Below are 26,641 nucleotides of genomic sequence, written 5' to 3'. Positions count from 1 at the left end.
GGTGATCAGGTGTCCTCGCGGGCGAAGCGACCGGCCGGGCCGCCCTTGATGTACTGGGCGTGGAACTTCGCGCGCTCCTCGTCGGTCATCTGGTTGAGCAGCACGTTCGGGCTCTGCAACGGGCCCATCCGGCGCAGGTGGTCGAGCGTCCACATCTTCCGCGGGTCGTCCAGGTGCAGGTGCGGCTGTGCGACCATGGTCTTGCCGTCGTCGCGGACGAAGCCCATGTCCTTGACCACGTCGGCCCAGTTCCAGCCGTGGTACAGCGTCTCCCATTCGCGAGCGCCGATCAGCTGGCCCATGTTCGGGGTGTTGCGGCCCTGGAAGGTCGGGCGGAACGCCTCGACGTCGGTCCACCGGCACGCCTCGTGGCAGTACGTGCGCCACTGACCGTCGACCTCGGCCATCACCATGTCCTCACGCACCAGGCACGGGACCATGCAGACCCAGCAGCGGTGCGGGTACTGGTAGTCGACGTCCTCGGCGACGATCGGGTGGTGGCCGTTCGGCGTGGACAGCCGGTTGTACTGCTCCCACCACTTGCCGTAGCGGTCGTACCAGCCCGGGTACTTGAACTCGAACCACTCGAAGTCCTTGTCGGTCATCGGGTCGATCCGCCAGTAGTTGGCCAGCCAGCCGGTCGCGAAGAACTGGGCCACCTCGTGCACGTAGCCCTTGTTCCAGATCTGGTTCCACGCCTCCTCGATCAGGTCGTGCGGGATGACCAGGCCGTACTTCTCCAGCGGCACCAGATAGCTGCGGTAGTAGTCGTCGTAGATCCAGCGGCGCCACATCTCCGCGTACGACTCCCGGTCCTTCCTGCGGTCCTTCGTGCCGTACTCGATGAACGTGCCGATCGCGGCGTCGACGACGCGGTGGTTGTTCCACCAGGCGTAGCGCAGGTCGCGCTCGAGCAGCTGGTGATTTCCCTCGTCGGCGAGAGCCATGAGCAGCGTCGCGTACCCGTTGGAGATGTGCCGCGACTCGTCCGACTGCACCGAGTGGAACACGGTGGGCAGCAGGTAGTCGCCGTTCGCGGCGGCCTCGGCCGGCATCGCGACGAACAGCGTGTTGGTGAAGGCGGTCTCGGCCACGATGGTCAGGTAGATGCTGGCCGCGGTGATCGCGTCGCCCGTGATGAAGCCCTCGGCGAACTGCCGGCCGATCGTGCCGCAGTAGTCGTTCTGGAAGTTGCGCAGGCTCGAGTTGAAGCCGGCCGGGTCGATGTAGTTGTTCATGTACAGGCGCTTGAGGTTCTGCTGGATCGTCGAGTGCCGAACCTCGTCGATCATCTGGATCGCCTGTCCGTTGTGCAGCTCCGGGTTCGGCACATTGCGGAACAGCAGCGGCATCGCCCGGGCCGCCGAGATCTCCGGTAGCGGGATGATCGACAGGAACAGCTTCTGCCATTCCAGCCAGCGCTCCTGCACCTGACGGAACATGTTGCCGCGGATCGCGCCGTCCGACGCGCCGTACACCCGGTGGTCCTTCTCCTCCTGCATCGGGAAGTACGACCGCAGCACCTGCTTGAGAGGGTCCTTCTTCTGTGCCTTGCGGAACGTGTAGTCCGTTCCGTACTGCGAGACGGGCTGGTGGTACATCGGTTCCCAGGACAACTCCTGGATCTTCTGATGAGCCCTGGCCACGCTCTGCCGACTCATGAGTCACTCCTCATCTGTGGCTGCGTCCTTCAGCGGGATCAGACCCCGACTTGCCGCGATCTGCGGTCTCACATTGAGCCGTTCTCGTCTCCGAAGATCGCTGCTCTGATCTCGGCGAGGTGGCGCTTGACGTTCTCGCCGACCTGGCGGTCGCCCTCGGGAGCCGGCTCGATGCCGAGCGCGCGCAGCAACTCGGCTGCGGGCGCGCCCGGGTCGGCGCCGCCCAGCGTCGGATGCAGCCCCTGGGCCGCGAGGTGATGGAAGACGACGTTGACCACGGTCCAGGGGTTGAACGACTCGGGTGCCGGCTCCATCTCCCGAGTCAACGCGGCATTCGCGAAAAGGGGGTCTCAACATGAGACGAGAGCTTTCGATGCCGCGCGTACCGTGTAACCAGCATGAAACAAGGGGGCGCCGATGCCACCTTCACCCTCGGACAGCGCACGACTTGCCAAGACGCGCGAACAGTTCCTCACCGCCGAAGAGATCGAGCCCAACCAGGTCCGGGACGCGATCCTGGCCTCCTGGTGGCGGTCCCGCCACTGGAACGTGGCCGCCGACCGGATCGACCTGACCTACCAGCGCGACCCCGACCTCGACACCCCGCTCACCCGGAGTGCCCTCCCCGTTTTGCGGCATCTGCGCGAGAACCTCGACCACCAGCCGATCAGCATCATCCTGACCGACCAGGCCGGGCTCGTGCTGACCCGGCTCGACGCCGGCCGCGACCTCGACGCGCACCTCGACCGGGTCAACCTGGCGCCCGGCTTCAGCTACGCCGAGGAGTACGTCGGCACGAACGGGATCGGCACCGCCCTCGAGGGCGGCCGGCCCATGCACGTCTTCGGCCACGAGCACTACGCCGAACACCTGGAAGACCTCGCCTGCGCCGGCGTGCCGATCCACCACCCCATCTCCGGCAAGACCGTGGGCGCGGTCGACCTGACCTGCTGGCGCAAGGACGCCGACCCGCTGCTGCTGGCCCTCGCCAAAACGACCGCCGGGCAGATCCAGCAGGCGTTGCTGGCCGACAGCGGCATCCGCGAATTGGAGCTCCTGCAGGAATATCTGCGCACGTGCCGTCGTACGGCGGGAATCGTCTTCGCCCTGAACAACGACGTCGTGATGATGAACGACAACGCGCGTCACGCCCTCGACCCCGCCGAACAATCGGTGCTGCTGGCGCAGGCGGCCGAGACCCTGGCCGGCCGCAACCCGACCGCCTCGCTCGAGGTGGAGCTGCCGAGCGGCCTGAAGGCCCGCATGTTCTGCCGCCCGGTGCGCGGCGAGGGCCGTCTCAGCGGCGGCGTCGTGCACGTCAAGCTCGAGGAGCGACCCGCGGGCGTACGCCTGGATGCAGTGCCTTCTCCGCGGATGTTCCTTCCCGGCCTGGTCGGCTCCGGCGGCCTCTGGCTACGCGGCTGCCACCAGGTCAAGTCGGTGTACGCGGCCGGCGACTGGCTGGCCCTGGAGGGCGAGGCCGGCGTGGGCAAGCTGGCCGTGATCCGGGCGATCCACCAGCACGACAAGCCCGGCGCCCACTTCGCCGTGGTCGACGCGGCCTCGCCCGGTCGCGCCTGGCTCAACGACGTCCGCACCGAACTCGCCGGAGGCGACGGCGCCCTGGTGATCCAGCACGCCGACCGCATCGGCGGCGGCACCCTGCGCGCCCTGTCCCGCCTGCTCGAGAAGTCCCGCTCCGACGGCCCCACCCCGTGGGTGGCGGTGACCCTGAGCCAGCGCCACGACGGCAGCGAGCTGGCCGACCTGCTGCGCTTCTTCCCGAGCACGGTGGAGCTGCCGCCGTTGCGCTACCACCTCGAGGACGTCCAGGCGCTGGTCCCGTTCTTCCTGAACAGGCTCGTCCCCGACGGGCGCCTGGTCTGCTCACCCGAGGCCATGCAGATGCTGAGCCGCTCGAGCTGGCCCGGCAACATCGAGCAGCTGTGGCAGGTCCTCCGCAACATCGTCCAACATCGCCGCAGCGGCGCCATCCAGCCGAGCGACCTGCCGCCCGAATGCCGCACGGTGAGCCGCCGCCTGCTGAGCCCGTTGGAGGCCATGGAGCGCGACGCGATAGTCCGAAGCCTGATCGACTGGGACGGGAGCAAAATCAAGGCGGCGGCGGCCCTGGGCATGTCCCGAGCCACCATCTACCGCAAGATTCACGAGTACGGCATCGTCGCGCCCACGAAGTAAACCACGGCCGCCGATCAGGGTTCGAGTCCCGCTCGCCCCACTCCGCTTACCTGCGGGCGACCCCCCTGACAGCCGGTGCGGCCCAGCTCGAACGCGGTCCGCCGCTGAACCCACTGCCGTTGGTCGCCAGGGGGTCAGATTGCTCGGCACAACGTGTCGCTGGTCATGGTCTCCGGCGTACACGCCGTGATCTGTTCTCAGGGCCTGCCGGCGTGTGGCAGGTTCACGTCGACCGCCAGGAGGCGACCTTCGCGGGCGTTCTTGCGGGCTTCTTCGTGGAAGTCCGGCGCGGAACACAGGAACAGCGTCCGTCCGTCGTCGCCGCCCAGCATGCAGGCGAACACTCCGCTGCCGGGCTCGACGGTCCGCTCGATCTTGCCGCCCTCGAAGACCCGAATCGCTCGTCCGCCCGTGGCGTCCGCGATCCAGAGCGCACCTTCGGCGTCCAAGCCACAGCCGTCCGGCGCGACGACCAATTGACCGAGCAGCGGCTCGAGGTCTCGCTCGGTGGGTGTGGGACCAAACTCGGCCCAGGTACGTCGGTTCTCGAGCGTCCCGTCCTCAGCGATGTCGAAGGCGGCTACTCGGTTGCCGAAGGTCTCGCAGACCAACAACATGTTGTCGTCTGTGATAACGCTACCGTTCGGGAAGAACATCTCGTCCGCGGCGACGCTGACCGTTCCATCAGGGTCGACGCGGAGCAGCCGGGCCGGTACGAGCGAAGCCCCTCCCATGAGGTCGAACCCGAACTCGCCGACGAACGCGCGCCCGCGGGAGTCCACGACCATGTCGTTGGGGTGTCCACTCACGTGGCCGGAAAGGTCGGCGTGGACGCTGAGGCTTCCGTCTGTCTCGAGCCGCAGGATCCGTGCGTCTCGCATCGAGACGACGAGCAGTCTTCCGTCCGGCAACCAGCCGAGCCCGGAGGGTTGCTGGGGCACCTCGACCTCCTTGCGCAGGTCGCTGCCGTCGGCTGCAGCCGAGTACACGGCGTAGGTGTAGAAGTCGGAGAACCATATCCGGCCGTCGTGCCACCGCGGGCACTCCAGGTAGGACAGGCCCTCGATCACCGTTCTGGGTTCCGTCGCGCTCATGGTCGCTCCGTGTGTGGTCTGGTCGATGGTGGACGGGTTCAACGCGCGACCTCAAGGAAACGTTCGAGCTCCCGCTCTGGGTCAGGACCGCACGGCTGGAAGACGATCTCAGTGATTCCCTGGGAGCTGATCTTGTCGAGCTTGTCACGCATCTGCGCGCGGGTCCCGGTGAGCGTGACATCGCGTAGCGTGACGTTGCCGCCGGCGTTCCAGGCGGCCTGGTCGGCCTCGTTGAGGCCGACGCAGTGCTGGGCGTGGACGGCGAGGTGACGCTCGGCGGCCGGTGCCCGCTCCACCACCTCCATCCACTGCTCACCGCCCGGAAGAGCGCGGACGGCGTCAGGCCCACCGAACTCGAAGGCGCCGTGCAAGGACAGTGCCCATCCCGGGCCGCCGGCAGCACGAGCGTGCTCGGAGTCGTCGCTGTCGTCGTCGTCGAGGACGGTGCCCCAGGCCAGGTAGGCCGACCAGGGGTAATCGTTGGCGAAATCCGGCAGCAGCAAGGTGGTGAACAGTCCGTCGCCGATGTCGTTGGCCACCTTGTTGCCCTTCGGGCCGAGTGCGCCAACGATCACCGGGACCTTCACCGGACGGTGTGGGGCGTGTCCGTCGGGGTGCAGCATCTGCATGCTGGCTCCTTCCCACTCGACCACCTCACCGCGCAGGAGGCCTTGGTAGGCACGGATGTAGGAGTCCATGAACGACCAGGTGACCGCCCCGTAGCCCATCGCTCGACGCCCGGTGAAACCGGTGCCGAACGCCACCGCGACCCGGCCCGGAGCGAGGGCACACAGCGTCGCCGTGGCGGCAGCGTTGACCATCGGGTGCCGCAGGCTGGGGACAAGGACACCCGGACCGAGACCAATGCGCTCGGTCCGGACCGCGGCCAGGGCCAGTGTCATCCACACGTCCGGGCTCTGTTGCGGGGTGTCGTAGAGCCAAGCCCGCTCGTAGCCGAGCGACTCTGCCACCGCGATCATCTCGGGCGAGTCCAGAGCCGTCGGAAACGCACACGACACCTTCATGGTCATTCCCTCATCTGGTAGACGGGCGGTTGCCTTCAGCTCCGCAGTGCGCGGCAGGCCGACATCTTCCGAGCGAGTGCTTACTAAGCGCATAGTCACAGGGTGCGCTAGAGTGTGTCAACCCTCACACCGCACCCTTGGACTACCGTCGTTGCAGTGCGTAGGAAGGCGTCATCACTTTGGCTAAACCACGGCAGGCGCGGTTGACCGCCGCCGAGGTCGGCCTGCTCCAAGAACTGGACGACGAGTCCCCCAGCCCGTGGCCCGCCGACCTCAATGAGGTCGCTCGTAAGCTGCTGACCTCCGCGGTGCGCTGCTTCGCCTCGAATGGTTTCCACGGCACGACGACTCGAGACATCCCCGGCATGGTGGGCCTCAGCCCGGCAGCTCTCTACGTCTACTTCCCGTCCAAAGAGCAGGTGCTCTTCGAGCTCATCCGAACAGGGCACGAGAAAGCGCTCGATTACATCCGAGCCCCGGAGATCCAGCACCTCGGAGACGCAGCCGAGCGCCTACGCGCCATCGTCTCGCGCTACACCGAGTGGCATGCCCGTCACCACGTGATCGCCAGGGTCTGCCAGTACGACCTCGCGGCCCTGAGCGTCGAGCATTACAACGACATCCTCGAGCTACGACATCAGACGAACTCCGTGTTCCGCGGTGCCGTTCAGCAAGGCGTCGACGACGGGACGTTCGCGACCGTCGATGTCCACCGGGTCGCGCGCGCCATGCTGTCGCTCGGCATCGACCTGGTCCGCTGGTACCGACGAGACGGATCAGAGACACCCGAACAACTCGGCAGGTCCAACGCGGATCTCGCTTTGAAAATGGTTGCGTAGAACGCATTCACGTCACCCGCGGTTCCCGTACCCGCGCTCGGTGGCCGTAGTGAGCGGGCCGCCTTGCGGCCAACAGCGATCGCCCGAGGATTTATCCTGCCTGAGGCAACCGGTTCCGTTGTCACGTGATTATGTCGTGAGCTGGTCAAACATGCCGGCAGCGGTTCGACGGGGACCACGGTGGGGCAGTGGAGGAGGTACTTCATTTCGGTGCGGACCGGCCCCGGCACTCGACCCGGTCAGTGGCCCCTTGGTTTCGCCGGCAGGCGTAGGTCACCGATTTCGACTGCCCAGAGGATGTCAGCGAGTTGGTCGAGGGCTTTGGCCAGGTAGCGGCGGTAGGTGCTCAGCGGTAGGTCGAGGACTTCGGCGGCGGCTTCCTGGGTGGGGGCGGCGCGTACGTACGTGCGGTACAGGACTGCCCGGAGTTGGTCGCCCTTGGGTTGGTTGCCGAGGTGGTCGACGGCGGTTTCGATAGTGGCCCGGAGCTGGTCGGTGCTCGGGCCGGTCGGTCCGGTGGCCAGAGCCGAGCCGACGAGCGGGTTGGCGGCGAGTTGAGCGGGCCGGTGCAGGCTCTGTAGTGCTGTCTTGACCGCAACGCCGAATTGGCTGCGGTCCAGTGGGGGCGGGCGAAGCAGCGCGGCCGGCGGTGGTCCGGTTGCTCCGGAGCGGCCCCGCTCGTGCATCAGATCGAACCAGGCGTCGACCGGGAAACGGCGCCAGTCGATGCCGTAGATGACGTGCCGGACGCCGCCGACGTCGACGTCGGCCAGCCGCGCGAAGGCGAGGTAGTCGAAGTACGCGTGCCAGAACTCGACGTCGATGACGACGATGAACGACCAGGCGAGCGGCCGGGTGAGCCACTCGATGACGCTTGAGACAGGCCCGGCCAGCAGCGCGTAGGGGTCGCGTTGATGTGTGCGCGCGCCGCCGTTGTAGCGAACAATGTCGATACCTTCGCCGGGGCGGGCCGGCCCGTGCCGCGCGACATGGTCGAGCACGGCTCGCACGACCGGGTCGCGTTGTTCCAGCACCGAGTCGCTGGGGCACAACACGTGGTAGGCGAAACCGGCGACGCTGTCGCCGGTGCGAATGACGCTGAGGTGTTCGGGTCGCTCGGAGAGCCAGGCCCGGGCGAGGTCGGCGCTCGCCGTTCCTTCGAACTCTTCGATGATCGCGCACACCTGACCATGGTCGTCCGGATGGGCCGGCATGACGATGGCTGAGCCCTGCGCCCGCAGAGTGGCGTACCCCTCGGCGAATGGGCTGTTGCGCATCAGGTAGAGCAGTTGTTGAGCGTGCAGCTGCCGGTCCTGATCGGTGGCAGTGCGGAGGCGGCCGCGCGGGCACGCGCGCGGAACTCCCGCAGCAGGGTGGTCTTGCCGATACCGCCGGGGCCATACAGGAACAGCAGCCGCCGCGGTGAGCGTCCGGAAACCGCGTCGTCGAAACTGGCCAGTTCGCGGTGCCGTCCCACAAGGCGCTGCCGCCGTGCGGTGTCCAACAGATCGCCGAGGTGCGTCGACACGCCAACACCTCCAACCGGGTCGGCTCCACTGTCCATTGCCGGGGCGCGATTGGACAGCGACTAACCACTATCTGACCTGGAAAGTGAGCGCCCGGCCGGCCGATCCTCGGGCCACATCGCTTTCACCGAGCCAAACGGGGACATGAACATGAATGGACGGGCGGTCGGGCTCAGAAACTGGACTGTCAGCCTCGCCGCCACCGTGGCGTCGAGCTACGCGTTGGACGCCTGCGCGGCAGCGGCCGGGGTCGCCCTGGTCGCTTCAGGGCTGCTCGCCGGCCTCGACCAACCATGGCTGCTGCTGTTTCTGGCGGCGAGCTACGCAGCCTGGGCCGTCGGGCTGCGGGCCAGCCTGCGGGCGAACTGGACCCTGCTGGTGACTACCGGGACCAGCACCAACGTGCTGTCCAAGGCGGCGTACGACCTAGCCCGTCGCACCTCGAGCAAAACCGGCGTGTCGCGACTGGCGGCGGCAATCGGTTACGCCGGCACTCAGGTTGCCGCGGAGGGGCTCTACTATGCCGGTGCCTTCGGCGCCGCGGCGTTCAGCGACACCGTCACCGGCGCCGAGGCGCTCGGCTTCCTCGCCGGCGCCAACCTCGCCGCCGCGCTGTACGAGTACGGGCTCGCCCGCATCACCAAAGGCTTGCTGCGTCGCTGCCGCCGGTACGCGTCGTTCGACACCGACTGGGAACCGGTGGAGTACCTCGCCGGCTACTACCGCGCGGTGGAACCGGACGAGGTGGCCACCGTCGCCTTCCTCGTCGACGCGATGCGGCACGCCGAAGCCGGCCAGCCGGTGCTGTTCTTCGGCGTCGGGCCAACCCTGCACCATGTGTTCGCAGCGGCCGAAACCGCATCCGAGATCCACCTGGGTGACTACCTACCGGCAAACCTGGCCGAGATCCAGCGGTGGATCCGCCGCGAACCGGGAGCCCACGACTGGCGTCCGTTCGTCCGGTACACCCTGCAGTGCGAGGGCACCAGCCGCCCGACCGACGAGGAGATCGCCGCACGCGAGGACCTCACCAGAACGAAGATCACCAAACTGGTCCAGGTCGACGCCCGGCACCCCCGTCCGGTCGACCGTAGCTACCCGACGGTGATCAGCCCGTACTGCGCGGATTCCGCCACGGCCGACCGCACGACCTGGTTGCTGTTCATGCGCCACATCACCGGCCTGGTCCAGCCGGGAGGTCTGTTCATCACCGCTGCCCTACGCCGCTGCCGGGGCTACACCGTCGCCGGAAAGACCTTTCCCGGCGCCGATGTCGACGAACACGACCTCCGCGCGGCGCTACGGCCCGAGTTCGAACCACTCGACGGTTCGATCGAAGTCCGAAAGACATCGCAGGCTGCCGCCCACGGCTACTCGGCGGTCCTGCTCTGCCAGGCCCGCAGGCGCATCCAGCCGAACCAGGACGGCGCCATCACCGAGGTCGACCCGGCCGCTTCGCCGCACGCCCGCATCGGCGGCCCGCCGGCATCCGCGGCGGTGGGCTCATCCCAACCGCCCGGCGCGTAGCCCCGGCAGCCTGTTCAATCGCCGCGAGAGCGAGCCCCAGATGCGGGCTCTCCGTAAGGAGAGCCGTCGGCGCAGGCTGGAACTCCCGCCCACGTTCGATGTTCCCGACCGCGGCCTATGGGCGCCCGGCTACGCAGCAGAGGCCCGTCGCGCAACGGGTCTGTCTGCGGTTGGACTCGACGACGCTCTGACCGTGGTCAGGCCGTTCCTGAACCATTGTTGGGCGGGTCCGCTACCGGGGGCTGGAGCCCCGGACAACGCGTGTGGTTGCGGAGTGTCTGAGCGGCTGCCACTGACGCGTCGTTTCGTCGGCTGCCTACAGCAGACCGCCGTGGGTGAAGGTCATGCCGACCGACATCGGGTCGTCCTTGAGCGGGCGACGGTAGCCGAGCACCGTGTCGGCCTGCGGGCCGGGCCAGCGGGCGTTCAGCAGTTCCCAGTAGCCGATGTGATAGCGGTAGCCTCCCGGGTCCTGCGCCGATTTGTCGTACGGGAAGGTTGCCGGATCGTGCACCCAGCCCACGATCCGTTCGTAGGCCTGGCGGAGGGTTCGCCCGTTCGGGGAGTGGTAGTCGAACAGGTCCAGGCCGTTGACCCGCATGATCTCCGCGGCCAGGGTCTGCGGGTGCAGTGTGTAGCTGGTGTACCAGATTCCTTTCGTACCGTTTTCCCGCTGCACCTCAAGCGGTAGCTCCCCATTGGCTGCGATCTGATGCGCGATGAAGTATTTCCATCGTGTCGCCGCCTTGTCGAACGCCATCCGGTCTCGGAGATACGCGGCGGCCGACGCCTCGAGCACCAATCCCCAGTTGCCCCAGTTGTTCTCCTGGCTCATGGTGCTCATCGTGAAGGCCCTCCTGCGCAGGTACGTCGCGAATTCCTGTTGTGCGTCCGCGGGGAATGCTGTGGAGGGCCTGAGCAGGTCTGCCGCGGCGATCATGAGGGGGAAGTTGACGGAGAACTCCAGTGTCGAGTCCTCGGCCGTGCTGTATTTCTTCACATCCCGGATCCAGGTGGTGATCTGCCGGGCCCCGGCGACGGCGTAGCGCTCGTCGCCCGTGATCCGGTAGACCAGCGCCAGCCGGTACGCGGCGTTGGCCCGGTCTCGCAGCTTGGACATCATTTCAGTGGCCTCGGCGGAGTGCGGGCCGTAGGCCCACGGCACCATCCACACCTCGGGGACCGTAGGTTCACGGCTGAGGTCGCTGTCGGCCGCGGTGAACAGCGCATTCCACGCGTCGTACGTCGGCTCCGTTTTGGCCGCTACCCGTTCCTTCAGGGCAGCGATCCTGCTGTCTGTGAGGAAGACCGCCGACCCGAACGCTGCAGATATCGGATACTCCATGTCTGCCGATGCGAGAAACGCGTCGCGGTCACACGTGCTGCTCGTCATGTTGTCGTTGATGAAGCTGACACGTACGGCGTGCCGGCCCGGCTCCACGGGAGTGCCTACGGCATACGCGCCGTACTCGTTGGTGCTGGTAATCGTGACTTCACCGCGGACCGTGCCGTCCACCGTGACCCGAAGCGTCGGCCAGCCTTCGCAATTGCTGGCGATCGCGCCGAGGACGACACGGCCGGAGCCGTCGACGGTCGTCGTCGCGGCACTCGTGTTGCGGACCAGGGCCGCCTGCTTCCCGGACGGAGGCATCGGTGTGCCGGTCGCGGGCAGCCTCGCGGCCGACTCAAGGACGAACGGGAACGCAACCTCGGCATGGGACTCGCCCGGACGCGCAACGGTGCCCAGCAGCGTCGTCAACAGGGCGAACACCACCGCGAACGCCGTAGGCATCCATGCTTCTCGATCACCCACCCTCACGACCGGATGCTACCTGGCTGCGGGCGTGGGTTGCCGCCGACCGGCCAAGGGCCGCGCTGAAGCGCATCGATGGAAACTGCTTGTTACCTTCGGTGAGGTGAGCGGGCGGCCCCGAACTCGGCACGGCGAGACCGGCGACAGAGCGGCGCTGCCGGGGCGCCGCCATCGTGCGGGGGAGAACGCGGCTTCTCCTCGTATCACGGTAGGGAGCGTGGCCGCGGCGCATGAAGTCGTCGCCAGGGCCGCGCGAGCCGGCCGGCCTGGCTCGGGCGGCGCAGTCGAGCCGGGCGAGGGCGTCAGCATTCCTGCCGGCCACGCCGGGGAGTTTCGGTCCGATTTTCCCCGCGGCTCTCAGTTCATGGATGGTGGCGCCGGGTTCACACAACGGGCTGCCGAAGCCTACCGGCGGATCCGCAACAGTCCCGAGGACGCGGCGACTGCGGCCGAGAACATCGGCATCGATCCGCGAATCGTGGAGGGAATGCGCCAGAACCTTTTCGTCCAGCAACACGACATTGCTCTCGGCCCTGACCGCGTCGAGCGCGGCTACTTCACGCCGGACGACGACATCGCGGACCTATGGGACGGTGCCGCTCGCGGAACGCTGAGCCCGGACAAGGTGGCCGAGTTCCGCAATCTCGCCGCGCACGAGTACGTCGAGAACAAGCTCATGGAAGCCGGCCTGCCCTACCGCTCCGCCCATCCCGAGGCCTTCGACGCCGACGGAGACCACATCGTCCATCCCGACCATCCGGGAGCACATGACTTGGCCCCCAGCGAATGGCAGCCCGAGGCGCCCCTGCGGCATTGGAGCCTGTTCGGTCTTGACAGTTCCGGACTTCAGATCGCTGCCGACCTGTCGAACCTCGACGAGGTTGTCGGGGCTGCTCTGCGAGGATTAGGACGATGACACCGGACGAAGCCGTACGTGCGATGGCTGAACGCTTGAGCGCAATCGACTGGGAACGTCGAGGCGACAAGACGTGGTCGAAGGCCGCCTTGCTGAAGGAGTACTTCCGCCGGGCGGCCCGATGGGCTGCCGCCTTTGACTGCGACACGCCCGTTCCCTTCTACGACATCGCCGCATGCGTCGACCCGAGTATCCGCGCCAGCGAGGGCGCCGTGGACGACGTGCTCGACAAGGTGGCGGCCGGCGGCAGAAGCATTGCCCGGATAGCGCCGTTCCTCCTGAACTGGGCGGCCCTGCGCGCGACCCCCGGTATCGATCTCCCCGGTGAGCTGGAAGACCCGTTCGAACCGCTGATCCTGCTCTTCGAACGCGGCGGTGGCTTCCACACCGAGAACGGCCAGGTGAACCTGGAGTGGAAGTCCGTCCGCATGGCGGGGTGGCGCGACCGAGCAAACGATGCGCCCATGGGCAGCTTTGCGACCGACGTCCTCGACGAGATCGATCGAGCCGGCTCGCTCGCCCAATTCGGCTACATCATGGGGCCCTCGGAATAGGCGATTGTCGACCGCCGCGGATCGATGAGGCGGTCACATGGCGGTCAGCTGCTGCGCCAGCCGATCCAGGCCACCCCTGATCAGCCGCGCGTACTCGTCGTCGCCGAGCTCGCCGATTCCGGCCTGGGCTCGCTGAAGGTGCTCGCGAGCCTGGCCGAGATCGCCGAGCTTGCGGTAGCACTCGCACAAGTTGAGGTGCAACGACGGATACAAGCCGGCCACCGGCAGCGTCACCCCGGCCTGCGCCGCCCGGGCATCGGTGAGCAGGTCGGCCGCCGCCAGCGCTCGGTGGTCCCAGACCAGCTCTTGGTGTACGTCGTCCTGCACATCGGCCATCGCGTGCGCGAGGACGCAGACGTGCAGCGGGTCTCCCTGCTCTCCGCCGATCTCGTCCCAGATCTGCGTGAACAACAGGCGAGCAGCCGCACGCTGGCCGCGATGATGATGTAGCTCTACGCCCTGGCCGATGCGAAGGAGCGTCTGGTCGACGATCATCGGCTGCCCTTCCGCGGCTCATCTCCGACGATGCACGGATCCTATCGGGGCGTATGCCGGTGGACCGGCGCACAATATTGAGCCAGGCCCCGCAGGTCAGCCGTCCGCTCGATGCGGGACGGCGTCGACCAGCACGGGCTCGCTCGCGGGCGGCTGGCCGCGATGATCGTTGACGACCCAGACGGCGTTCTTGAGTTCAGCCCAGGAGCGGTGCCGCTGGAACGGTGACTCGAACAGTTTGGCGAAGAGCCAGGCGCCGGCCAGCGAAAGCCCGCCGGCGAGCAAGGTCGCGACCGTGAACGAGGCGGTTCCGCGGCCGAGCCGCGGTATGACCAGTTTCTGGGTGATCACGACCACGATCGGCAGGTGGATCAGGTAGAGGCTGTACGAGAACGATCCCAGCCGCTGCAGGGGCCGCGAGTCGAGCAGCCGGATCAGCGCGGCGGGCCGGCCGCTCACGACGGCCAGCAGGAACATGGTCATCGCCGGGGCGATCGCCATGTCGACCCAGTAGTAGTTGTCGACCATCCAGCGTGAGCCTTGATGCAGGATCAAGATTCCGACCGGCACTGCGGCCAGCACCGACAGCCAGACCCAGGGCAGCCGGCGGAACCGGTCACCGGCCGCGACCACGCCCGCCGCCACGACGCCGGCTGCGAAGACCGGGACGAGGTGCGGGGTCAGCCAGTTGTCGCCGGCCGGGGGTGACCCGTCGAAGACGGCGAACCCGATCAGAATCACCGGCACCGTGACGACGGCCAGCATCGCGGCCGGGCCGATCCGCCGGCACAGCACCAGGAGCAGGGGGAGCGCGCCGTACAGCAGCACCTCGACGCCGATCGACCAGAAGGCGCCGTTCGGGGTTGGCCCCGCGATCAGGTCCTGCAGCAGCAGCGTGTAGACGACCACGGACTCGGCATTCGGCTCCGCCGAGTGCGGCTGGCGCACCACGGTCCAGGCGATGACCAGGCTGAACGCCAGCGCGGCCCAATACGCCGGAAGGATCCGCCAGGCCCGCCGCCGGGCGTATCGGCTCAGGCTGCCCAGGCGCCAGCCGTTCCGGGCGGCGGTCATCGCCAGCGAGAACCCCGACAGGACCAGGAACAGCACCACGGCGAGCCGGCCGAACCCGAGCCAGCTCAGCCACTCCGGGCCGCGATAGCGGGGAAAGCCCCGGAACGTGTACGCCCAGCAGTGGAACAACAGCACGTACAGGGCGCAGAGGCCGCGCAGACCGTCCAGTCCGGCCACCCGTTTCCGGTTCACTTCACAGTTCACGCACAGCGGGGGGTCAACGGTTCGATCCCCGCGAAAGATTGACCACCGGCGATTTCACCGATGCGTGGCGACTTTTATGCACCGACGATGCAGATACCCCGAACCCCCCAGGAGGTTTCATGCGTCGTCTCGTCGTGCTCCTCACCGCCGTGCTGGCCGCCCTCGCGCTCAGCCCGGCCCCGCCCGCGGCCGCCGCGCCCGGCACCCCGGTGGTCTTCGTCCACGGATACACCGGCAGCGCCTCGAACTGGACCACCGCGATGTCGGTGTTCCGCGCCGGTGGCTATTCGAGCAGCCAGTTGTTCGCGTACGAGTACAACTCCTACGGGAACAACATCAGCAACGCCCAGGGGCTGGCCAGCTACGTCAGCCAGGTCCGGGCCCGCACCGGCGCGGCCCAGGTCGACATCGTCAACCACTCGATGGGCGGCCTGGTCAGCCTCTGGTACCTCAAGCAGCTGGGCGGCGCCCAGTACGTCCGGCACCAGGCGTCGATCGCCGGCGCCAACCACGGCACCACGTACGCGGCGGCCTGCCTGATCTACGTCACCTGCCAGCAGATGTATCCCGGGTCGTCGTTCATCAACACGCTGAGCTCCGGCGACGAGACCCCGGGCAGCACCAGGTACGGAACGTGGTACTCCCCATGTGACGGCATCATCATTCCGTACACGAGCACCGTGCTCAGCGGGGCCACGAACAACTACGTGGCGTGCCAGACCCACATCGGCTACTTGACCGACACCGTCACGCTCACCCAGATCAGATCGTTCCTGGCCAGGTAGCGTGCGCTCGGTGCGGCCGCGCGTCCGGAAGGGTGCGCGGCCGCATTTCGACGGGAGGCTCGACACTGCACCAGCGGCGCCGCGAGTTCCCTAGCATGACGACGTGAGCCGCGAGATGGAGGATCTGAACCGGCGCCTGTTGCGCGCCCGCGATGCCATCGACCGCGCCTACGCCGAGCCGCTCGATGTTCCTGCCATCGCGGCGGTGGCCCACCTCTCGCCGGCCCACTTCAGCCGCTGCTTCCGCATGGTGTTCGGCGAGACGCCGCACCGCTACCTGCAACGGCGGCGGATAGAGCGCTCGATGTTCCTGCTCCGGGAGACCGGCCGCAGCGTCACCGAGATCTGCTCGGACGTCGGCTTCACCAGCCTCGGGACCTTCAGCCGGACGTTCCGGAAGATCGTCGGAGAGACGCCGTCGGGCTACCGCGGCGGCCACGGGCCGATCGTCGTGCCCAACTGCATGCAGGTGGCGCATACCCGGCCGCGGGCCGCGCCGACGGTGGCGACCGGATCGAGCAGTTTTGGAGAAGCAGCCGCCGACCAGGTGCCCCTAGCCTGACGACGTTCCCATCGGCGATGGCAGAGGAGACGAACGATGATCACGAAGCTGAACGTCACGTCCATCTTCGTTCTCGACAAGGACGAGGCGCTGGACTTCTACGTCGGCAAGCTGGGGCTCGAGAAGGGCAACGACGTCGAGCAGGGCTCGTACCGCTGGCTGACCGTCCGGGTCCCCGGCGACGACGGCGGCACCGAGATCTCCCTGGAGCAGCCCGGCCCGCCGCTGCACGACGAGGCGACGGCCGAACAGCTGCGTGAGCTGATCACGAAGGGGGCCCTGAACGGCGTCGTGCTCAACACGGACAACGTGCGGGAGCTGTACGAGACGCTCAAAGCGCGCGGTGTCACCGACTTCACGCAGGAGCCCACCGACCACTTCTACGGCACCGACATGGGTCTGCGGGACCCGTTCGGCAACGCCATCCGGGTCCTGCAACAGGGCTGAGGTCGCCCAGGCGTGATCACGGCCACCCTGCTCCGCGGCGAGTACGCGAAGTGCACCAACAAGACCAACAATCACCAGAAGGCCTGGATCAAGAAGCACTGAGCCAGCGCTGCCGGCCCGGAACGTTCCGGGCCGGCGAGCCCGTCGGCCCGGGTCAGGCGGCGTCGTGGAAGACGAGGCCGAGGGTGTGCCGGCGTCCGGAGTGGACGGTGCTCACGCCGTGCCGCATCGGGGCGTTCGACCAGCCCCGCTTCGTGGCCACCGGCCGGTCCCGGGTGGTGAACACCAAGCCGTGGCCCTGCGGCAGGGTGATGGAGTGGCCGCGGGACTGGGCGCGGGGCCGCTGCTCGGTCATCAGGAACTCGCCGCCGGTGAAGTCGGCGCCGGGCGCGTCGAGGCCCACGACGACCTGGAGCGGGAAGAGCATGTCGCCGAACACGTCGCGGTGCAGGGCGTTCCAGTCGCCGGGGCCGTAACGCAGCAGGATCTGCGCCGACTTGGACTGCCCGGCCTCGTGGCACAGCCGAAGCCACTCGTGCAGGCTGTCGGGCCAGGGTGCGGGCTTGCCGAGCTTGGCCGCCCAGTCCCGGGCGATGGGCAGCAGGCGGGGGTAGAACGCCTCGCGCAGCTCCCGCACCAGGTCGGGCAGATCGTGGGTGAAGTAGCGGTACTGGCCGGATCCGAAGCGGTGGCGGGCCATGTCCACTGTGGTGCGGAAGCGGGCGGGCTCGTCGTACAGAGCGGAGATCTTCTGACACTCGGCGGCGGTGAGAATCGGGCCGGTGAGCGCGCTGCCGTACGCGTCAAGATCGCCCGTCAGGCCCGTCCAGTCGACGTCGGCGATCATAGCGAGAGGAGGGCCGGCTGCAGCGCGCCCTCGTGGGTCAGCAGTTGTACCTTGCGCTCGACGCCACCCGCGTAGCCCCGCATCGAGCCGTCGGCGCCGATCACGCGGTGGCAGGGGCGCACCAGCAGCAGCGGGTTCGCGCCGATCGCCGCCCCGAGGGCCTGGATCCGATCGCGCGGCAGACCGAGTTGCCCGGCGAGGGTCCCGTACGTGGTGGTGGCGCCGTACGGGATCTCCTCCACCGCGCGCCAGACGCGCTGCTGAAAATCGGTGCCGCTGCTGGTGAACCGGATGTCGAACCGGGTGAGCTCGCCCGCGAAGTACGCCTCCACCTGGCGGATGATCTCCGCGAACGGCCGCGCATCCTGGCGCCGGCCGGGCCGAGCCGCGGGGCCGGGCCGAGCGGCGGGGCCGGGCCGAGCGGCGGGGCCGGGCCGAGCGGCGGGGCCGGGCCGAGCGGCGGAGCCGGGCCGAGCGGCGGGGCCGGACATGGACAGCGAGGTCAGGGTGATCCCGTCCGCGGTCTCCTCGCCCACCAGGAGCAGGTCGCCCAGCGGGCTGGGGATCGTCGTGCCGGCGGTCATCGTCGCCTCCTTGGCAGTCAGTTTTGTTCTGCCTCAACTGTGCTGCCGGGCAAGCGCGAATGCTGGCGGGATTCGGACACGACGCTGCGGAGCGGGTAGGGGGAGCGGGTAAGGGGAGCGGGTAAGGGGCCCGAGGTCACCGCCCCGGCCAGAACGGGTCCCGGCCGATGAAGCCCAGCATCTTGGTCTGGACGTCGGCGTCGGCGGGCACCTCGACCCGCGGGCCGTACTGGCCGGAGGAGCGGATCAGCTCCTCCATCGGCTCCATCCCGGCGAGGAGCCGGGCGCAGAAATCGGGGTCGAGCCGATCGTCCTGGCCGGTGGCCCGGGACAGGTCCCAGGTGTGCATGAAGACATCCGACGTATAGAACTGGTCGATCGCGGCGTCCAGCGGCAGGCTGCCCAGGTGCGGGTTGGTGAGCTTGCGGTCCGGGGTCTCCGGATCGTCGAGAACCGCCTGCACGCCGTCGGCGTGCACCTGCCACGCGGCTACCGGGTCCTCGTCCACCGACGGGCCGCGGGGCAGGTCGATGCCGGCGCCCGAGGCGAGGAAGCTGGTGAACCACTCGGTCAGGTGCCGCACGACGTCGCGGGCGGCCCAATCCGGGACGGGGGACGGCGCGTCCCAGGAGCGGGCGCCGCGCACCCGCTCGGTGAACAGGCCGGCGATCTGCCGGTGCCGGTCGGCGGGGTCGTCAGAAATTGCCATCGATGAGCATCCTCTCCAGTTTTGCGTAACCCTGGTTCATGCCGGTCTCCATGCCGGAGCGCAGCCACGCGTCGCGGGCCTCGAAGCTGTCGACCAGCGCCTGCGTCCGCAGTCGTGTGCGGCCGCCGCCCAGATCGTCGAACCACAACGTCTCCAGCGCCACCCCGTCGGGATTGCCCTCGGAGGTGAAGGTCTGCACGATGCGGTCGGGTCGTATGTCGTGGAAGCAGCCGTGGAACCAGTAAGGCCCGGAGGCGTACCGCCAGCTGCCGCCGGTGCGCGCGTCCCAGTGGTCGATCCGGGTGGTCATGCGGTCGGGGCCGATCCACCGGGCGAACAACGCCGGGTCGGTGTGGGCGCGGAACAGCTGCCCGGGGGTGGCTGCGAAGTCACGCCGGATCCGGATCACCGGCAGTTTCCGGTCGGCCTCGATGACCGCTTCCGTGCTGGTGCTCATCGTCGTCTCCCTCCAGCGATGCCAGGACGGTGTCGAGGCGGCGGTAGCGCCGCTCGACGCGGACCCGGTGACGTTCGATCCAGGTGTCCAGCAGGTCGAGGGCCTGGACCTCCAGGTGCACCGCCCGGGGCTGCGGCCCTCGCGGCCGGCTGACCAGCCCCGCCTCCTCGAGCACCCGCACATGCTTGTAGACGGCCTGCAGCGTCATCCGGTACGGCTCGGCCAGCTGGTTCGCGGTCGCGTCGCCGTCGGCGAGCCGGGCCACCATGTCGCGGCGGGTCGGATCGGCCAGGGCGGCGAAGACGCGGGACAGCGTGTCCGTGGTCATCGGGCCCCCGTTTCAACTCCAAGGTTTAAAGGGACCGTAGACCGCGGCGGAACGATCCGTCAACCCCGCGGTTGAAAGGGCAGCTGGATCAGGCGTCGGAGTGGGCGATGCGGGTGAGCTGGGGCCACAGCATCACCACGAAGACGGCGGAGCCGATGAACGCGAACCAGAACGGCGCCGTGACGCCGAAGTGGGTGGCCAGGGTGCCGCCGATCGCCGAGCCGACGACCAGGCCGCCGAAGACGCCCAGGGTGTTGACCGCGCCGACCCGGCCCTGGAGCTGCTCGGGGACGGCGCGCTGGCGGACGGTGATCGAGGTGGTTCCCCAGATGAAGGCGTGCGCGCCGAAGATGAAGAAGACCGGCAGGGCCACCGCGGGCGACGTGGTCACCGCCAGCGCCAGGTGGGTCAGGGTCTCGATGATCAGGCCGGCGCGCATCACGTTGCCGAGGCTCACCCGCGCGGTGATCCAGCCGTAGAGGCCCGTGCCGAGCAGGCCGCCGACCGCCGACACCGTGGTGAGCAGGCCGAACCCGATCGCGCCCAGCCCCAGCCTCTCGGAGGCGTACAGCACCAGCACCGACCAGGCCGCCCCGAACGTGACATTGAAGATCAAAATCGTCAAGACCAGGGTGCGTACGGCCGGATGGCGCACCGTCCACGCGAGGCCTTCCCGGATCTCGCGTACGGCGTTGCCGCGCTCGGGAACCTCGAAGGTGGCCACCCGGATTCGCGAGACGAGCAGCACCCCGGCCGCGACCAGCACCGCCTGCGCGACGAACGGCCAGCTGCGCCCGGCCGCGAACAGCGCGGCCCCGATCGGCGGCCCCACCAGCTGGTTGAGCGTCAGGAAGCCGACCTGCAACCGCGAGTTGGCCAGCGACAGGTCGTCGCGCGGCACCATCATCGGCGCCAGCGTCGAGGCCGTGTTGTCGGCGAAGACCTCGGCAGTCGCGAGCAGGCCCAGCGCGACCAGCGCCCCGGTCGCCGTCAGATGGCCCGGGGCCAGCGCCGCGACCACCACGGCGAGCACGACCGCCCGGCTGCCGTCGGCCAGCATCACGATCCGCCGCCGGTCGTGCCGGTCGGAGAGCACCCCGGCCCACAGCCCGAAGACCAGTGGCGGCGCCCAGCGCAGCAGCGCCGCCAGCGAGATCAGGAACGGGTCCTGGGTGAGCGAGGCGACCAGCAGCGGGCCGGCCGCGACCTCGATGCCGTCGCCGAGGTTGGTCGTCCACGACGACGCCAGCAGCCAGCGGAACGACGAGCCCAGCCGCGGGGGAAGGAACACGCTGAGCACCGCGCGACTCTATGTCCGGAAAAGGCCGCGCCAAAAGCGATTATCGGGCGGGCGACCAGCCGAGGGCCGGGGCGATCTCCTTGGCGATCAGCTCGAGCGCGTGCACGGCCGCGTCGAAGTCGGGGATGCCGGGGTTGAACTGGGTGATCAGGTCGGTCGCCACCGGCAGCACCTTCTCCTTCTGCAGGGCCGCGATGATCTCGTCCGGGTGGCCGTAGAAGGCGTGGAACCGGCGCAGGTACTCGTCGAGGCTCTGCCCGGCCGGGAAGTCGCCGCGCTCGATGAAGCCGGCCGTCGCGTGCCGTACGCCGTCCTGGATCTGGGCGAGCGCGGTCCGCTTGTCCTTCGCCGGGAAGACCATCCGGGACAGGCCGATCCGGGGCCGGTGCGGGCGATCCCAAGCGGCCAGGAACTCGTCGGCCCACACCCGCTGCACCTCGTCGGTGGGCTCGTCGTACCCGTACGCGGCCCGGTTGAGAAGGAGATTGGTGCCGGAGGCGGCGGCGTATCGAGCACCGGCCGCGCTGAAGATCCCCTGCCAGATCCGGTCGGCGAAATCGCTGATCGGTTGCGGCTGGATGCGGAAGTCCGAAGCGCCGGTCAGCGCCCGGCGCAGCACCTCGAGGCCCTCGCTGGTCAGCTCGCGCTTGCGGGCGAAATCCGCGCCGAACGCCTCGTACTCGGCCGGTCCGGAACCGCTGCCGATGCCGATCTCGACGCGGCCGCCGCTCAGGTTGTCGACCACCGAGACGTCCTCGGCGAGGCGCAGCGGGTTCTCGAGCGGAAGGATGGTGATCGCGGTGGAGAGGCGGATCCTTTGGGTGCGCGCGGCGGCGTACGCGAGAAAGGCCCATGGCGACGAGAGGCCGCCACCCTGCAGCGCCGTGTGATGTTGCGCGACCCAGCCGACGTCGAAGCCCAGCTCGTCGGCGACCACGAACAGCTCCTGCGCGCGGCGGTAGGTCTCCGCCAGGGAGCCCCGGCCCTGCACGTGGGTGAGGAAGCCGAGCCTCATGACGCGTGGACGTTCTGCGGAACGGGCAGGCCCAGGTTGCCACGCAGCGTGCTCGACTCGTAGGACGAGCGGGCGATGCCGCGCGAGCGCAGGATCGGCAGCACCTCGTCGGTGAACGTCGCGAACTCGCTCGGCGCCGTGATCGTGAGGTTGATGCCGTCGAACGCGCCGGCCTCGAACCACTCCTGGATCGCGTTGGCGACCGTCAGCGGCGACCCGACGAACGGCGAGCGCTGCGAGTCGATCGAATGCTGGACGACCTGGCGCAGCGTGTAGTTGTTCTCCCGGGCCAGCCGCTTGATGTTCTCGGCCTGCGTCTTGAAGCTGCGATCGCCGGCGTCGCCGAGCTCGGGGAAGGGAGCATCCAGGTCGTACTGGGAGAAGTCGTGCCAGCCGAACGGCCGCCCGAGCTCCTTGAGCGCGCGGTTGAAGTCCTTGCCGCCGAGCCGTTCCTCCTCGATCTGCAGCGCGGCGGCGTCGGTCTCCGCGATGATCGGCGAGATCCCCGGGACGATCAGCACGTGGTCGGGGTCGCGGCCCTTGGCGGCGGCCCGGTCACGCAGGTCCTTGCGGAACGCCTGGGCCTGCTCGATCGTCGCGGAATGCGTGAAGATCGCCTCGGCGACCGACGCGCCGAGGTCGCGGCCCTCATCCGAGTCGCCGGCCTGGAAGATCACCGGCTGGCCCTGCGGGGAGCGCTGGATGTTGAGCGGCCCGACCACCCGGAAATGCTCGCCGACGTGGTTGAGCGGGTGCTGCTTCGTCTTGTCGAAGAAGACGCCGCGCTCCTTGTCGCGGGGAAAGGCGTCGTCCTCGTACGAGTCCCACAGCCCCTGCACCACCCGGACGCTCTCGAGCGCGCGGCCGTAGCGGGCCGCGTAGTCGTAATGCTCCTTGCGCCCGTAGTTGCCCGCGGTCCCGCCGTCCCCGGTCGCGACCACGTTCCACCCGGCCCGGCCCCCGCTGATCACGTCGAGCGAGGCGAGCCGCCGTGCCAGGTTGAACGGGTCGTTGTACGAGGTCGTCAGCGTGCCGACCAGCCCGATGTTGGTGGTCTGCACCGCGATCGCGGAGAGCAGGGTGAGCGGCTCGAGCCGGTTCAGGTAGTGGTTCGGCGAGTCCGGGGTGATGAACTGGCTGTCGACGATGAAGACGTGGTCGAACTTCGCGGCCTCGGCCTGCTGCGCGCGGGCGATGTACCAGCGGATGTCCACGCTCGCGTCGCCAGGAATCTCCGGGTGGAGCCAGGTGTGATGCTGCCCCGGTCCGCCCACGCCCATCAGGACGGCGCCGAGCTTGAGGTTTCTGCGGGTACTCATGCGAAAGAGTCTCGGCGGCGGCTCTCGCGCACGTCCAACGAGAGATCATGATGACAATCCATTACGCCGGCTCATCAATTCCTAGTAACCTGGTAGGTATGAGTCGGATTCTCGACATCGGCCCGCTGCGCAGCTTCGTCGCGGTGGCGGACTGCGGTGGCTTCCAGCGGGCGGCGTCGGCGCTGCACCTCACCCAGGGTGCGGTGAGTCAACACGTACGCCGATTGGAATCCGCTCTCGGCCGTGCGCTGGTGGAGCGGGACGGGCGGGGATCGCGCTTCACCGCCGACGGGGAGACCCTGCTGACCCGGGCCCGCCGGATCCTCGCGGCCCACGACGAGACCCTCGCCGCGTTCGCGGTCGAGGCCGAGGCCCGGCTGGTGATCGGCTCGACCGAGCACGCCGCCGACCAGCTCCTGCCCGCCCTGGCCGCGGCCTTCCCGGGACACCGCGTCCGGTTCCGCATCGATCGCGGAGCGCCGCTGCGGGCCGCGCTGGCCGACGGGCGGATCGACCTGGCCCTGCTGATCGGCCCGGGGGAGCACACCGTCGGCGCGCTGCCGCTCACCTGGTACTCCGCGCCCGGGCTGGACCTCGACGGCGGAGTCTCGCTGGTGGCCTTCGACGCGCCCTGCGCCCTGCGTAATCGGGCATTGGAGACTCTCGCCTCGCGCGGCGTGCCGGCCGAGGTGGGCTGCGAGGCTGCGAACCTCGCCGGCGTGCAGGCCGCGGTGCGGGCCGGGCTCGGGGTCGCGCTGATGGCGACGCTCGGCCAGAAGATCGATGGCCTGGTCGCCCGCGACGACCTGCCGGCGGCCGAGCCGCTCGCCCTGTCGGTGTGGCCGCGGAGGGGACTTTCGCCCGATTTGCTGGGCGATGCGGCCGATAGCCTTCGCTCTCTGCTCTGACTATCTTGCTTGCGGTCGTCACCATCATGGGTGTCGAAGCGGATTTCTACGGGGGAGAGCGATGCGCGCGAAGCGTCTACTGGCCGGCGCCGCAGCCGGAGTCACGGCCCTGGCCGTCATCGGCGGGTGTGCCAACCAGATCAAGCAGCTGGAGCCGAAGCTGGAGCTGCGCGCCGCCGCCCAGCACCTCGGCGCGGAGAAGCAGGCCGGGTTCACCCTCCGGCTCACCGGCAGCGCCGACGACCTGGTCGCCGCCGTGAAGAAGCAGGATCCCGACGCCTCGTCCGACGACACCGACATGCTCAAGAAGCTGTTCAACTCCTCGTTCACCATCGCCTACGACCAGGCGGCCGAGGGCCCCAACGACGACCGGATGTCCGTCGCCGCCACCATCGACGGCGTCACGGGCACCGAGCTGCGGATCGTCGACAAGGTTCTGTACGTGAAAGCGCCGGTCACCGATCTGGTGCAGAAGTTCGGCGGCGCCGCCTCCGACATCGACGAGATCCGTGACGAGGCCACGGCAACCGACCCGGCGTTCAAGGCCCTCTTCGACGGCGGCTGGGTCTCCCTCGACGTCAGCGAGGCGGTGAAGACCAGCGGACTGCCGACCCAGGACACCGACTCCGCGAAGGCCGCCGCCGAGATCAAGAAGAGCGCGCAGAACCTGTTCGACGGCGCCGAGATCGTCCGCGACCAGGCCGACAGCAAGCATCTGATCGTCACCACCTCGACGACGAAGGCGTACTCGGAGCTGAAGCGCCTGGTCACCGCCGTCGGCGGCGACGAGACCAAGGAGCTCACCGACGAGCTCGACAAGGCGCCCAAGGACCGGCCGATCGTGATCGACCTGTGGATCGACGACGAGAAGCTGACCGCCCTCGAGATCAACCTCCTCCAGTTCGTCGACGGCGCGACCGGCCGCGTGGCGGTCCGGCTCGAGGTGACCACCGGCGCCCCGATCGACGCGCCCCCGGGCGCCACGAAGATCGACCCGAAGCTGCTCTCCAGCCTCACCGCGCCGGCCGGGGCCGCGCCCGGCGCCGGTGGCGGCAACGCGAACGGCATCGCCCTGTCCGTGGGCTACGGCGCGCTGGCGGTGGCCGAGGAAGAGGGCATCAAGCCGGCGAAGGCGCTCCCGAAGGCAATCGCCGAGCTGAACGGCCTCCCGTTCAAGGCCAAGATCGTCCGCAGCGGCGTGGCCGAGGTGACGGTCGGCAGCGACAAGGCGTGCGTCAAGGTTCCGGCCACCACCACCGGCCAGCCCAAGGTGACCAAGGGCGCCTGCTGACCGTCTCATCGCGGGAATCCACCCCGGCGCCGTGAGGTTGGTGCCGGGGTGGACAAAAAGATCGGGTTCCTTTCGTTCGGGCATTGGCGTAATGCCGCGGGGTCGGAGACGCGCAGCGCGGCCGACTCGCTGCTGCAGACCATCGAGCTGGCCGAGGCCGCCGAGGAGCTGGGTGTCGACGGCGCGTTCGTCCGGGTTCACCACTTCGAGCGGCAGCTGGCCTCGCCGTTCCCGCTGCTTTCGGCGATCGGCGCCCGCACGCGGCGCATCGAGATCGGCACCGGCGTGATCGACATGCGCTACGAGAACCCGCTCTACATGGCCGAGGAAGCGGCCGCCGCCGACCTGATCAGCGGCGGCCGTCTCCAGCTCGGCGTCTCGCGCGGATCGCCGGAGACCGTCCTGAACGGCGCGTACGCGTTCGGATATGTCCCTCCTGCGGAGGTGTCCGCGGCCGACCTGGCTCGCCAGAAGACGTTGACCTTCTTGGAGGCCATCAGCGGCGTCGCGGTGGCCCGCACCGACCCGGCGCGCACCGGCGTGAGCGGTGGCCTCGCCATCCAGCCCCAGTCACCCGGCCTGCGCGACCGCATCTGGTGGGGCGCCGGCACCCGGCAGACGGCCCAGTGGGCGGCGCAATCCGGGATGAACCTGCAGAGCTCGACCCTGCTGTCGGAGGACACCGGCGTCCCGTTCGACCAGCTGCAGGCCGAGCAGATCGCGCTGTACCGCGCCGCGTGGGCCGAGGCCGGCCACACCCGCGAGCCGAGGGTGTCGGTGTCCCGCAGCGTCCTGCCGATCACCGAGGAGATCGACCGGATCTACTTCGGCAACCAGGCCCAGGAGGACCAGGTCGGCCTGCTCGAGGGCGTGCGGTCCCGCTTCGGGCGCACGTACGCCGGCGAGCCCGACCAGATAGCGGCTGAGCTCGCCGCGGACGAGGCGGTCCGGTCGGCGGACACGATCCTGTTCACGGTGCCGAATCAGCTGGGCGTCGCCTACAACGCCCGCATCCTCGAAACCATCACTAAGCACATAGCGCCCGCGATCGGCTGGAAGCCCGGCGGCTAGGGCGTGTTTATGAAGTGTCATAGCCACTCGTTGATCGCGGCGATGTGGACCGTGGCCTGGTACCGGACGGCGAGTTTGTCGTAGCGGGTGG

28 protein-coding genes are annotated in these 26,641 nt (G+C 68.8%); 11 read left to right on the top strand and 17 right to left on the bottom strand.

Features of this window, described 5'->3' with window-relative positions; genetic code table 11:
- Nucleotides 1-5: 5 nt before the first annotated feature.
- Both ACIA5D_RS45685 and ACIA5D_RS45680 read right to left on the bottom strand, forming a co-directional pair.
- Entirely contained in the window at nt 6-1,661 is a 1,656-nt protein-coding gene (locus ACIA5D_RS45685; RefSeq protein ID WP_396036952.1) for a methane monooxygenase, read from the bottom strand.
- A 68-nt stretch (nt 1,662-1,729) separates the two neighbouring features.
- Nucleotides 1,730-1,975, bottom strand: coding sequence for a hypothetical protein (locus tag ACIA5D_RS45680; protein WP_396036951.1), 246 nt, complete (start codon nt 1,973-1,975; stop codon nt 1,730-1,732).
- A gap of 103 nt (nt 1,976-2,078) precedes the next feature.
- Here ACIA5D_RS45680 and ACIA5D_RS45675 point away from each other — a divergent pair, with 103 nt between their 5' ends.
- On the top strand, nt 2,079-3,860 hold the full coding sequence (locus ACIA5D_RS45675) for a sigma-54-dependent Fis family transcriptional regulator (protein ID WP_396036950.1): 1,782 nt from the start codon (nt 2,079-2,081) through the stop codon (nt 3,858-3,860).
- A gap of 197 nt (nt 3,861-4,057) precedes the next feature.
- Here the strand turns inward: ACIA5D_RS45675 and ACIA5D_RS45670 are convergent, their stop codons facing one another.
- The gene (locus ACIA5D_RS45670; RefSeq protein ID WP_396036949.1) at nt 4,058-4,954 is read right to left on the bottom strand and encodes an SMP-30/gluconolactonase/LRE family protein; all 897 of its coding nucleotides are present in this window, start codon (nt 4,952-4,954) and stop codon (nt 4,058-4,060) included.
- A 38-nt stretch (nt 4,955-4,992) separates the two neighbouring features.
- Nucleotides 4,993-5,934 (bottom strand): LLM class flavin-dependent oxidoreductase, encoded by a 942-nt coding sequence (locus ACIA5D_RS45665; RefSeq protein WP_396036948.1) that lies wholly within the window; start codon nt 5,932-5,934, stop codon nt 4,993-4,995.
- A gap of 248 nt (nt 5,935-6,182) precedes the next feature.
- Here ACIA5D_RS45665 and ACIA5D_RS45660 point away from each other — a divergent pair, with 248 nt between their 5' ends.
- Entirely contained in the window at nt 6,183-6,818 is a 636-nt protein-coding gene (locus tag ACIA5D_RS45660; protein WP_396036947.1) for a TetR/AcrR family transcriptional regulator, read from the top strand.
- A gap of 239 nt (nt 6,819-7,057) precedes the next feature.
- Here the strand turns inward: ACIA5D_RS45660 and ACIA5D_RS45655 are convergent, their stop codons facing one another.
- Together ACIA5D_RS45655 and ACIA5D_RS45650 are read right to left on the bottom strand one after the other, a co-directional pair.
- Nucleotides 7,058-8,095, bottom strand: coding sequence for a hypothetical protein (locus tag ACIA5D_RS45655; protein WP_396036946.1), 1,038 nt, complete (start codon nt 8,093-8,095; stop codon nt 7,058-7,060).
- Nucleotides 8,095-8,346 (bottom strand): AAA family ATPase, encoded by a 252-nt coding sequence (locus ACIA5D_RS45650; RefSeq protein WP_396036945.1) that lies wholly within the window; start codon nt 8,344-8,346, stop codon nt 8,095-8,097. Before ACIA5D_RS45650 ends, ACIA5D_RS45655 begins: the two co-directional genes overlap by 1 nt.
- A gap of 148 nt (nt 8,347-8,494) precedes the next feature.
- On the opposite strand from ACIA5D_RS45650, the gene gntF reads away from it, so the two are divergent.
- Nucleotides 8,495-9,871 carry a guanitoxin biosynthesis pre-guanitoxin forming N-methyltransferase GntF gene (gene gntF / locus ACIA5D_RS45645; RefSeq protein ID WP_396036944.1) on the top strand — a complete coding sequence of 459 codons (1,377 nt, stop codon included), beginning with the start codon at nt 8,495-8,497 and terminating at the stop codon, nt 9,869-9,871.
- Nucleotides 9,872-10,187: 316 nt separating this feature from the next.
- Here the strand turns inward: gntF and ACIA5D_RS45640 are convergent, their stop codons facing one another.
- Nucleotides 10,188-11,663: an alginate lyase family protein gene (locus tag ACIA5D_RS45640; RefSeq protein WP_396036943.1), complete on the bottom strand. Its 1,476-nt coding sequence runs from the start codon at nt 11,661-11,663 to the stop codon at nt 10,188-10,190.
- A 238-nt stretch (nt 11,664-11,901) separates the two neighbouring features.
- Here ACIA5D_RS45640 and ACIA5D_RS45635 point away from each other — a divergent pair, with 238 nt between their 5' ends.
- Together ACIA5D_RS45635 and ACIA5D_RS45630 are read left to right on the top strand one after the other, a co-directional pair.
- A complete protein-coding gene (locus tag ACIA5D_RS45635; protein WP_396036942.1) occupies nt 11,902-12,600 on the top strand; it encodes a hypothetical protein in 699 nt (232 codons plus the stop codon).
- Complete coding sequence (locus tag ACIA5D_RS45630; RefSeq protein WP_396036941.1) at nt 12,597-13,154, top strand: hypothetical protein; 558 nt, start codon at nt 12,597-12,599, stop codon at nt 13,152-13,154. Before ACIA5D_RS45635 ends, ACIA5D_RS45630 begins: the two co-directional genes overlap by 4 nt.
- Nucleotides 13,155-13,187: 33 nt before the next feature.
- Here ACIA5D_RS45630 and ACIA5D_RS45625 read toward each other — a convergent pair whose 3' ends face one another.
- Entirely contained in the window at nt 13,188-13,649 is a 462-nt protein-coding gene (locus ACIA5D_RS45625) for a hypothetical protein (RefSeq protein ID WP_396036940.1), read from the bottom strand.
- Between the two features lie 96 nt (nt 13,650-13,745).
- Nucleotides 13,746-14,915: an acyltransferase family protein gene (locus tag ACIA5D_RS45620; RefSeq protein ID WP_396036939.1), complete on the bottom strand. Its 1,170-nt coding sequence runs from the start codon at nt 14,913-14,915 to the stop codon at nt 13,746-13,748.
- Between the two features lie 131 nt (nt 14,916-15,046).
- Here ACIA5D_RS45620 and ACIA5D_RS45615 point away from each other — a divergent pair, with 131 nt between their 5' ends.
- From ACIA5D_RS45615 to ACIA5D_RS45605, 3 genes are all read left to right on the top strand, one after another.
- Entirely contained in the window at nt 15,047-15,712 is a 666-nt protein-coding gene (locus ACIA5D_RS45615; RefSeq protein ID WP_396036938.1) for an esterase/lipase family protein, read from the top strand.
- A gap of 103 nt (nt 15,713-15,815) precedes the next feature.
- Nucleotides 15,816-16,274, top strand: a complete 459-nt coding sequence (locus tag ACIA5D_RS45610; protein ID WP_396036937.1) for a helix-turn-helix domain-containing protein — start codon at nt 15,816-15,818, stop codon at nt 16,272-16,274.
- 36 nt (nt 16,275-16,310) lie between these two features.
- Nucleotides 16,311-16,721 (top strand): VOC family protein, encoded by a 411-nt coding sequence (locus ACIA5D_RS45605; protein ID WP_396036936.1) that lies wholly within the window; start codon nt 16,311-16,313, stop codon nt 16,719-16,721.
- Nucleotides 16,722-16,875: 154 nt separating this feature from the next.
- Here the strand turns inward: ACIA5D_RS45605 and ACIA5D_RS45600 are convergent, their stop codons facing one another.
- From ACIA5D_RS45600 to ACIA5D_RS45565, 8 genes are all read right to left on the bottom strand, one after another.
- Complete coding sequence (locus tag ACIA5D_RS45600) at nt 16,876-17,568, bottom strand: 2OG-Fe(II) oxygenase (protein WP_396036935.1); 693 nt, start codon at nt 17,566-17,568, stop codon at nt 16,876-16,878.
- Nucleotides 17,565-18,152: a methylated-DNA--[protein]-cysteine S-methyltransferase gene (locus ACIA5D_RS45595; RefSeq protein WP_396036934.1), complete on the bottom strand. Its 588-nt coding sequence runs from the start codon at nt 18,150-18,152 to the stop codon at nt 17,565-17,567. The genes ACIA5D_RS45600 and ACIA5D_RS45595 overlap by 4 nt, the downstream gene beginning before the upstream one ends.
- A gap of 136 nt (nt 18,153-18,288) precedes the next feature.
- On the bottom strand, nt 18,289-18,861 hold the full coding sequence (locus ACIA5D_RS45590; RefSeq protein ID WP_396036933.1) for a TIGR03086 family metal-binding protein: 573 nt from the start codon (nt 18,859-18,861) through the stop codon (nt 18,289-18,291).
- A complete protein-coding gene (locus ACIA5D_RS45585) occupies nt 18,848-19,318 on the bottom strand; it encodes an SRPBCC domain-containing protein (RefSeq protein WP_396036932.1) in 471 nt (156 codons plus the stop codon). Before ACIA5D_RS45585 ends, ACIA5D_RS45590 begins: the two co-directional genes overlap by 14 nt.
- The gene (locus ACIA5D_RS45580; protein WP_396036931.1) at nt 19,251-19,646 is read right to left on the bottom strand and encodes an ArsR/SmtB family transcription factor; all 396 of its coding nucleotides are present in this window, start codon (nt 19,644-19,646) and stop codon (nt 19,251-19,253) included. The genes ACIA5D_RS45585 and ACIA5D_RS45580 overlap by 68 nt, the downstream gene beginning before the upstream one ends.
- Before the next feature lie 88 nt (nt 19,647-19,734).
- On the bottom strand, nt 19,735-20,946 hold the full coding sequence (locus ACIA5D_RS45575) for an MFS transporter (protein ID WP_396036930.1): 1,212 nt from the start codon (nt 20,944-20,946) through the stop codon (nt 19,735-19,737).
- Nucleotides 20,947-20,986: 40 nt separating this feature from the next.
- On the bottom strand, nt 20,987-21,961 hold the full coding sequence (locus tag ACIA5D_RS45570) for an LLM class flavin-dependent oxidoreductase (RefSeq protein WP_396036929.1): 975 nt from the start codon (nt 21,959-21,961) through the stop codon (nt 20,987-20,989).
- Complete coding sequence (locus tag ACIA5D_RS45565; protein WP_396036928.1) at nt 21,958-23,280, bottom strand: LLM class flavin-dependent oxidoreductase; 1,323 nt, start codon at nt 23,278-23,280, stop codon at nt 21,958-21,960. Before ACIA5D_RS45565 ends, ACIA5D_RS45570 begins: the two co-directional genes overlap by 4 nt.
- 98 nt (nt 23,281-23,378) lie before the next feature.
- On the opposite strand from ACIA5D_RS45565, the gene ACIA5D_RS45560 reads away from it, so the two are divergent.
- The 3 genes from ACIA5D_RS45560 to ACIA5D_RS45550 all read left to right on the top strand — a co-directional run bounded on the left by ACIA5D_RS45560 (nt 23,379) and on the right by ACIA5D_RS45550 (nt 26,550).
- Nucleotides 23,379-24,188 carry a LysR family transcriptional regulator gene (locus ACIA5D_RS45560; RefSeq protein ID WP_396036927.1) on the top strand — a complete coding sequence of 270 codons (810 nt, stop codon included), beginning with the start codon at nt 23,379-23,381 and terminating at the stop codon, nt 24,186-24,188.
- Nucleotides 24,189-24,249: 61 nt separating this feature from the next.
- Entirely contained in the window at nt 24,250-25,479 is a 1,230-nt protein-coding gene (locus ACIA5D_RS45555) for a hypothetical protein (RefSeq protein WP_396036926.1), read from the top strand.
- Between the two features lie 48 nt (nt 25,480-25,527).
- Nucleotides 25,528-26,550, top strand: a complete 1,023-nt coding sequence (locus tag ACIA5D_RS45550) for an LLM class flavin-dependent oxidoreductase (RefSeq protein ID WP_396036925.1) — start codon at nt 25,528-25,530, stop codon at nt 26,548-26,550.
- Nucleotides 26,551-26,641: the final 91 nt, after the last annotated feature.

It is taken from the genome of Actinoplanes sp. NPDC051513, from assembly GCF_044454685.1.
Classification (GTDB): Bacteria; Actinomycetota; Actinomycetes; order Mycobacteriales; family Micromonosporaceae; genus Actinoplanes.
Note: the sequence above shows the minus strand (reverse complement) of the source record. Positions and strands in the feature narration are given on the sequence as shown.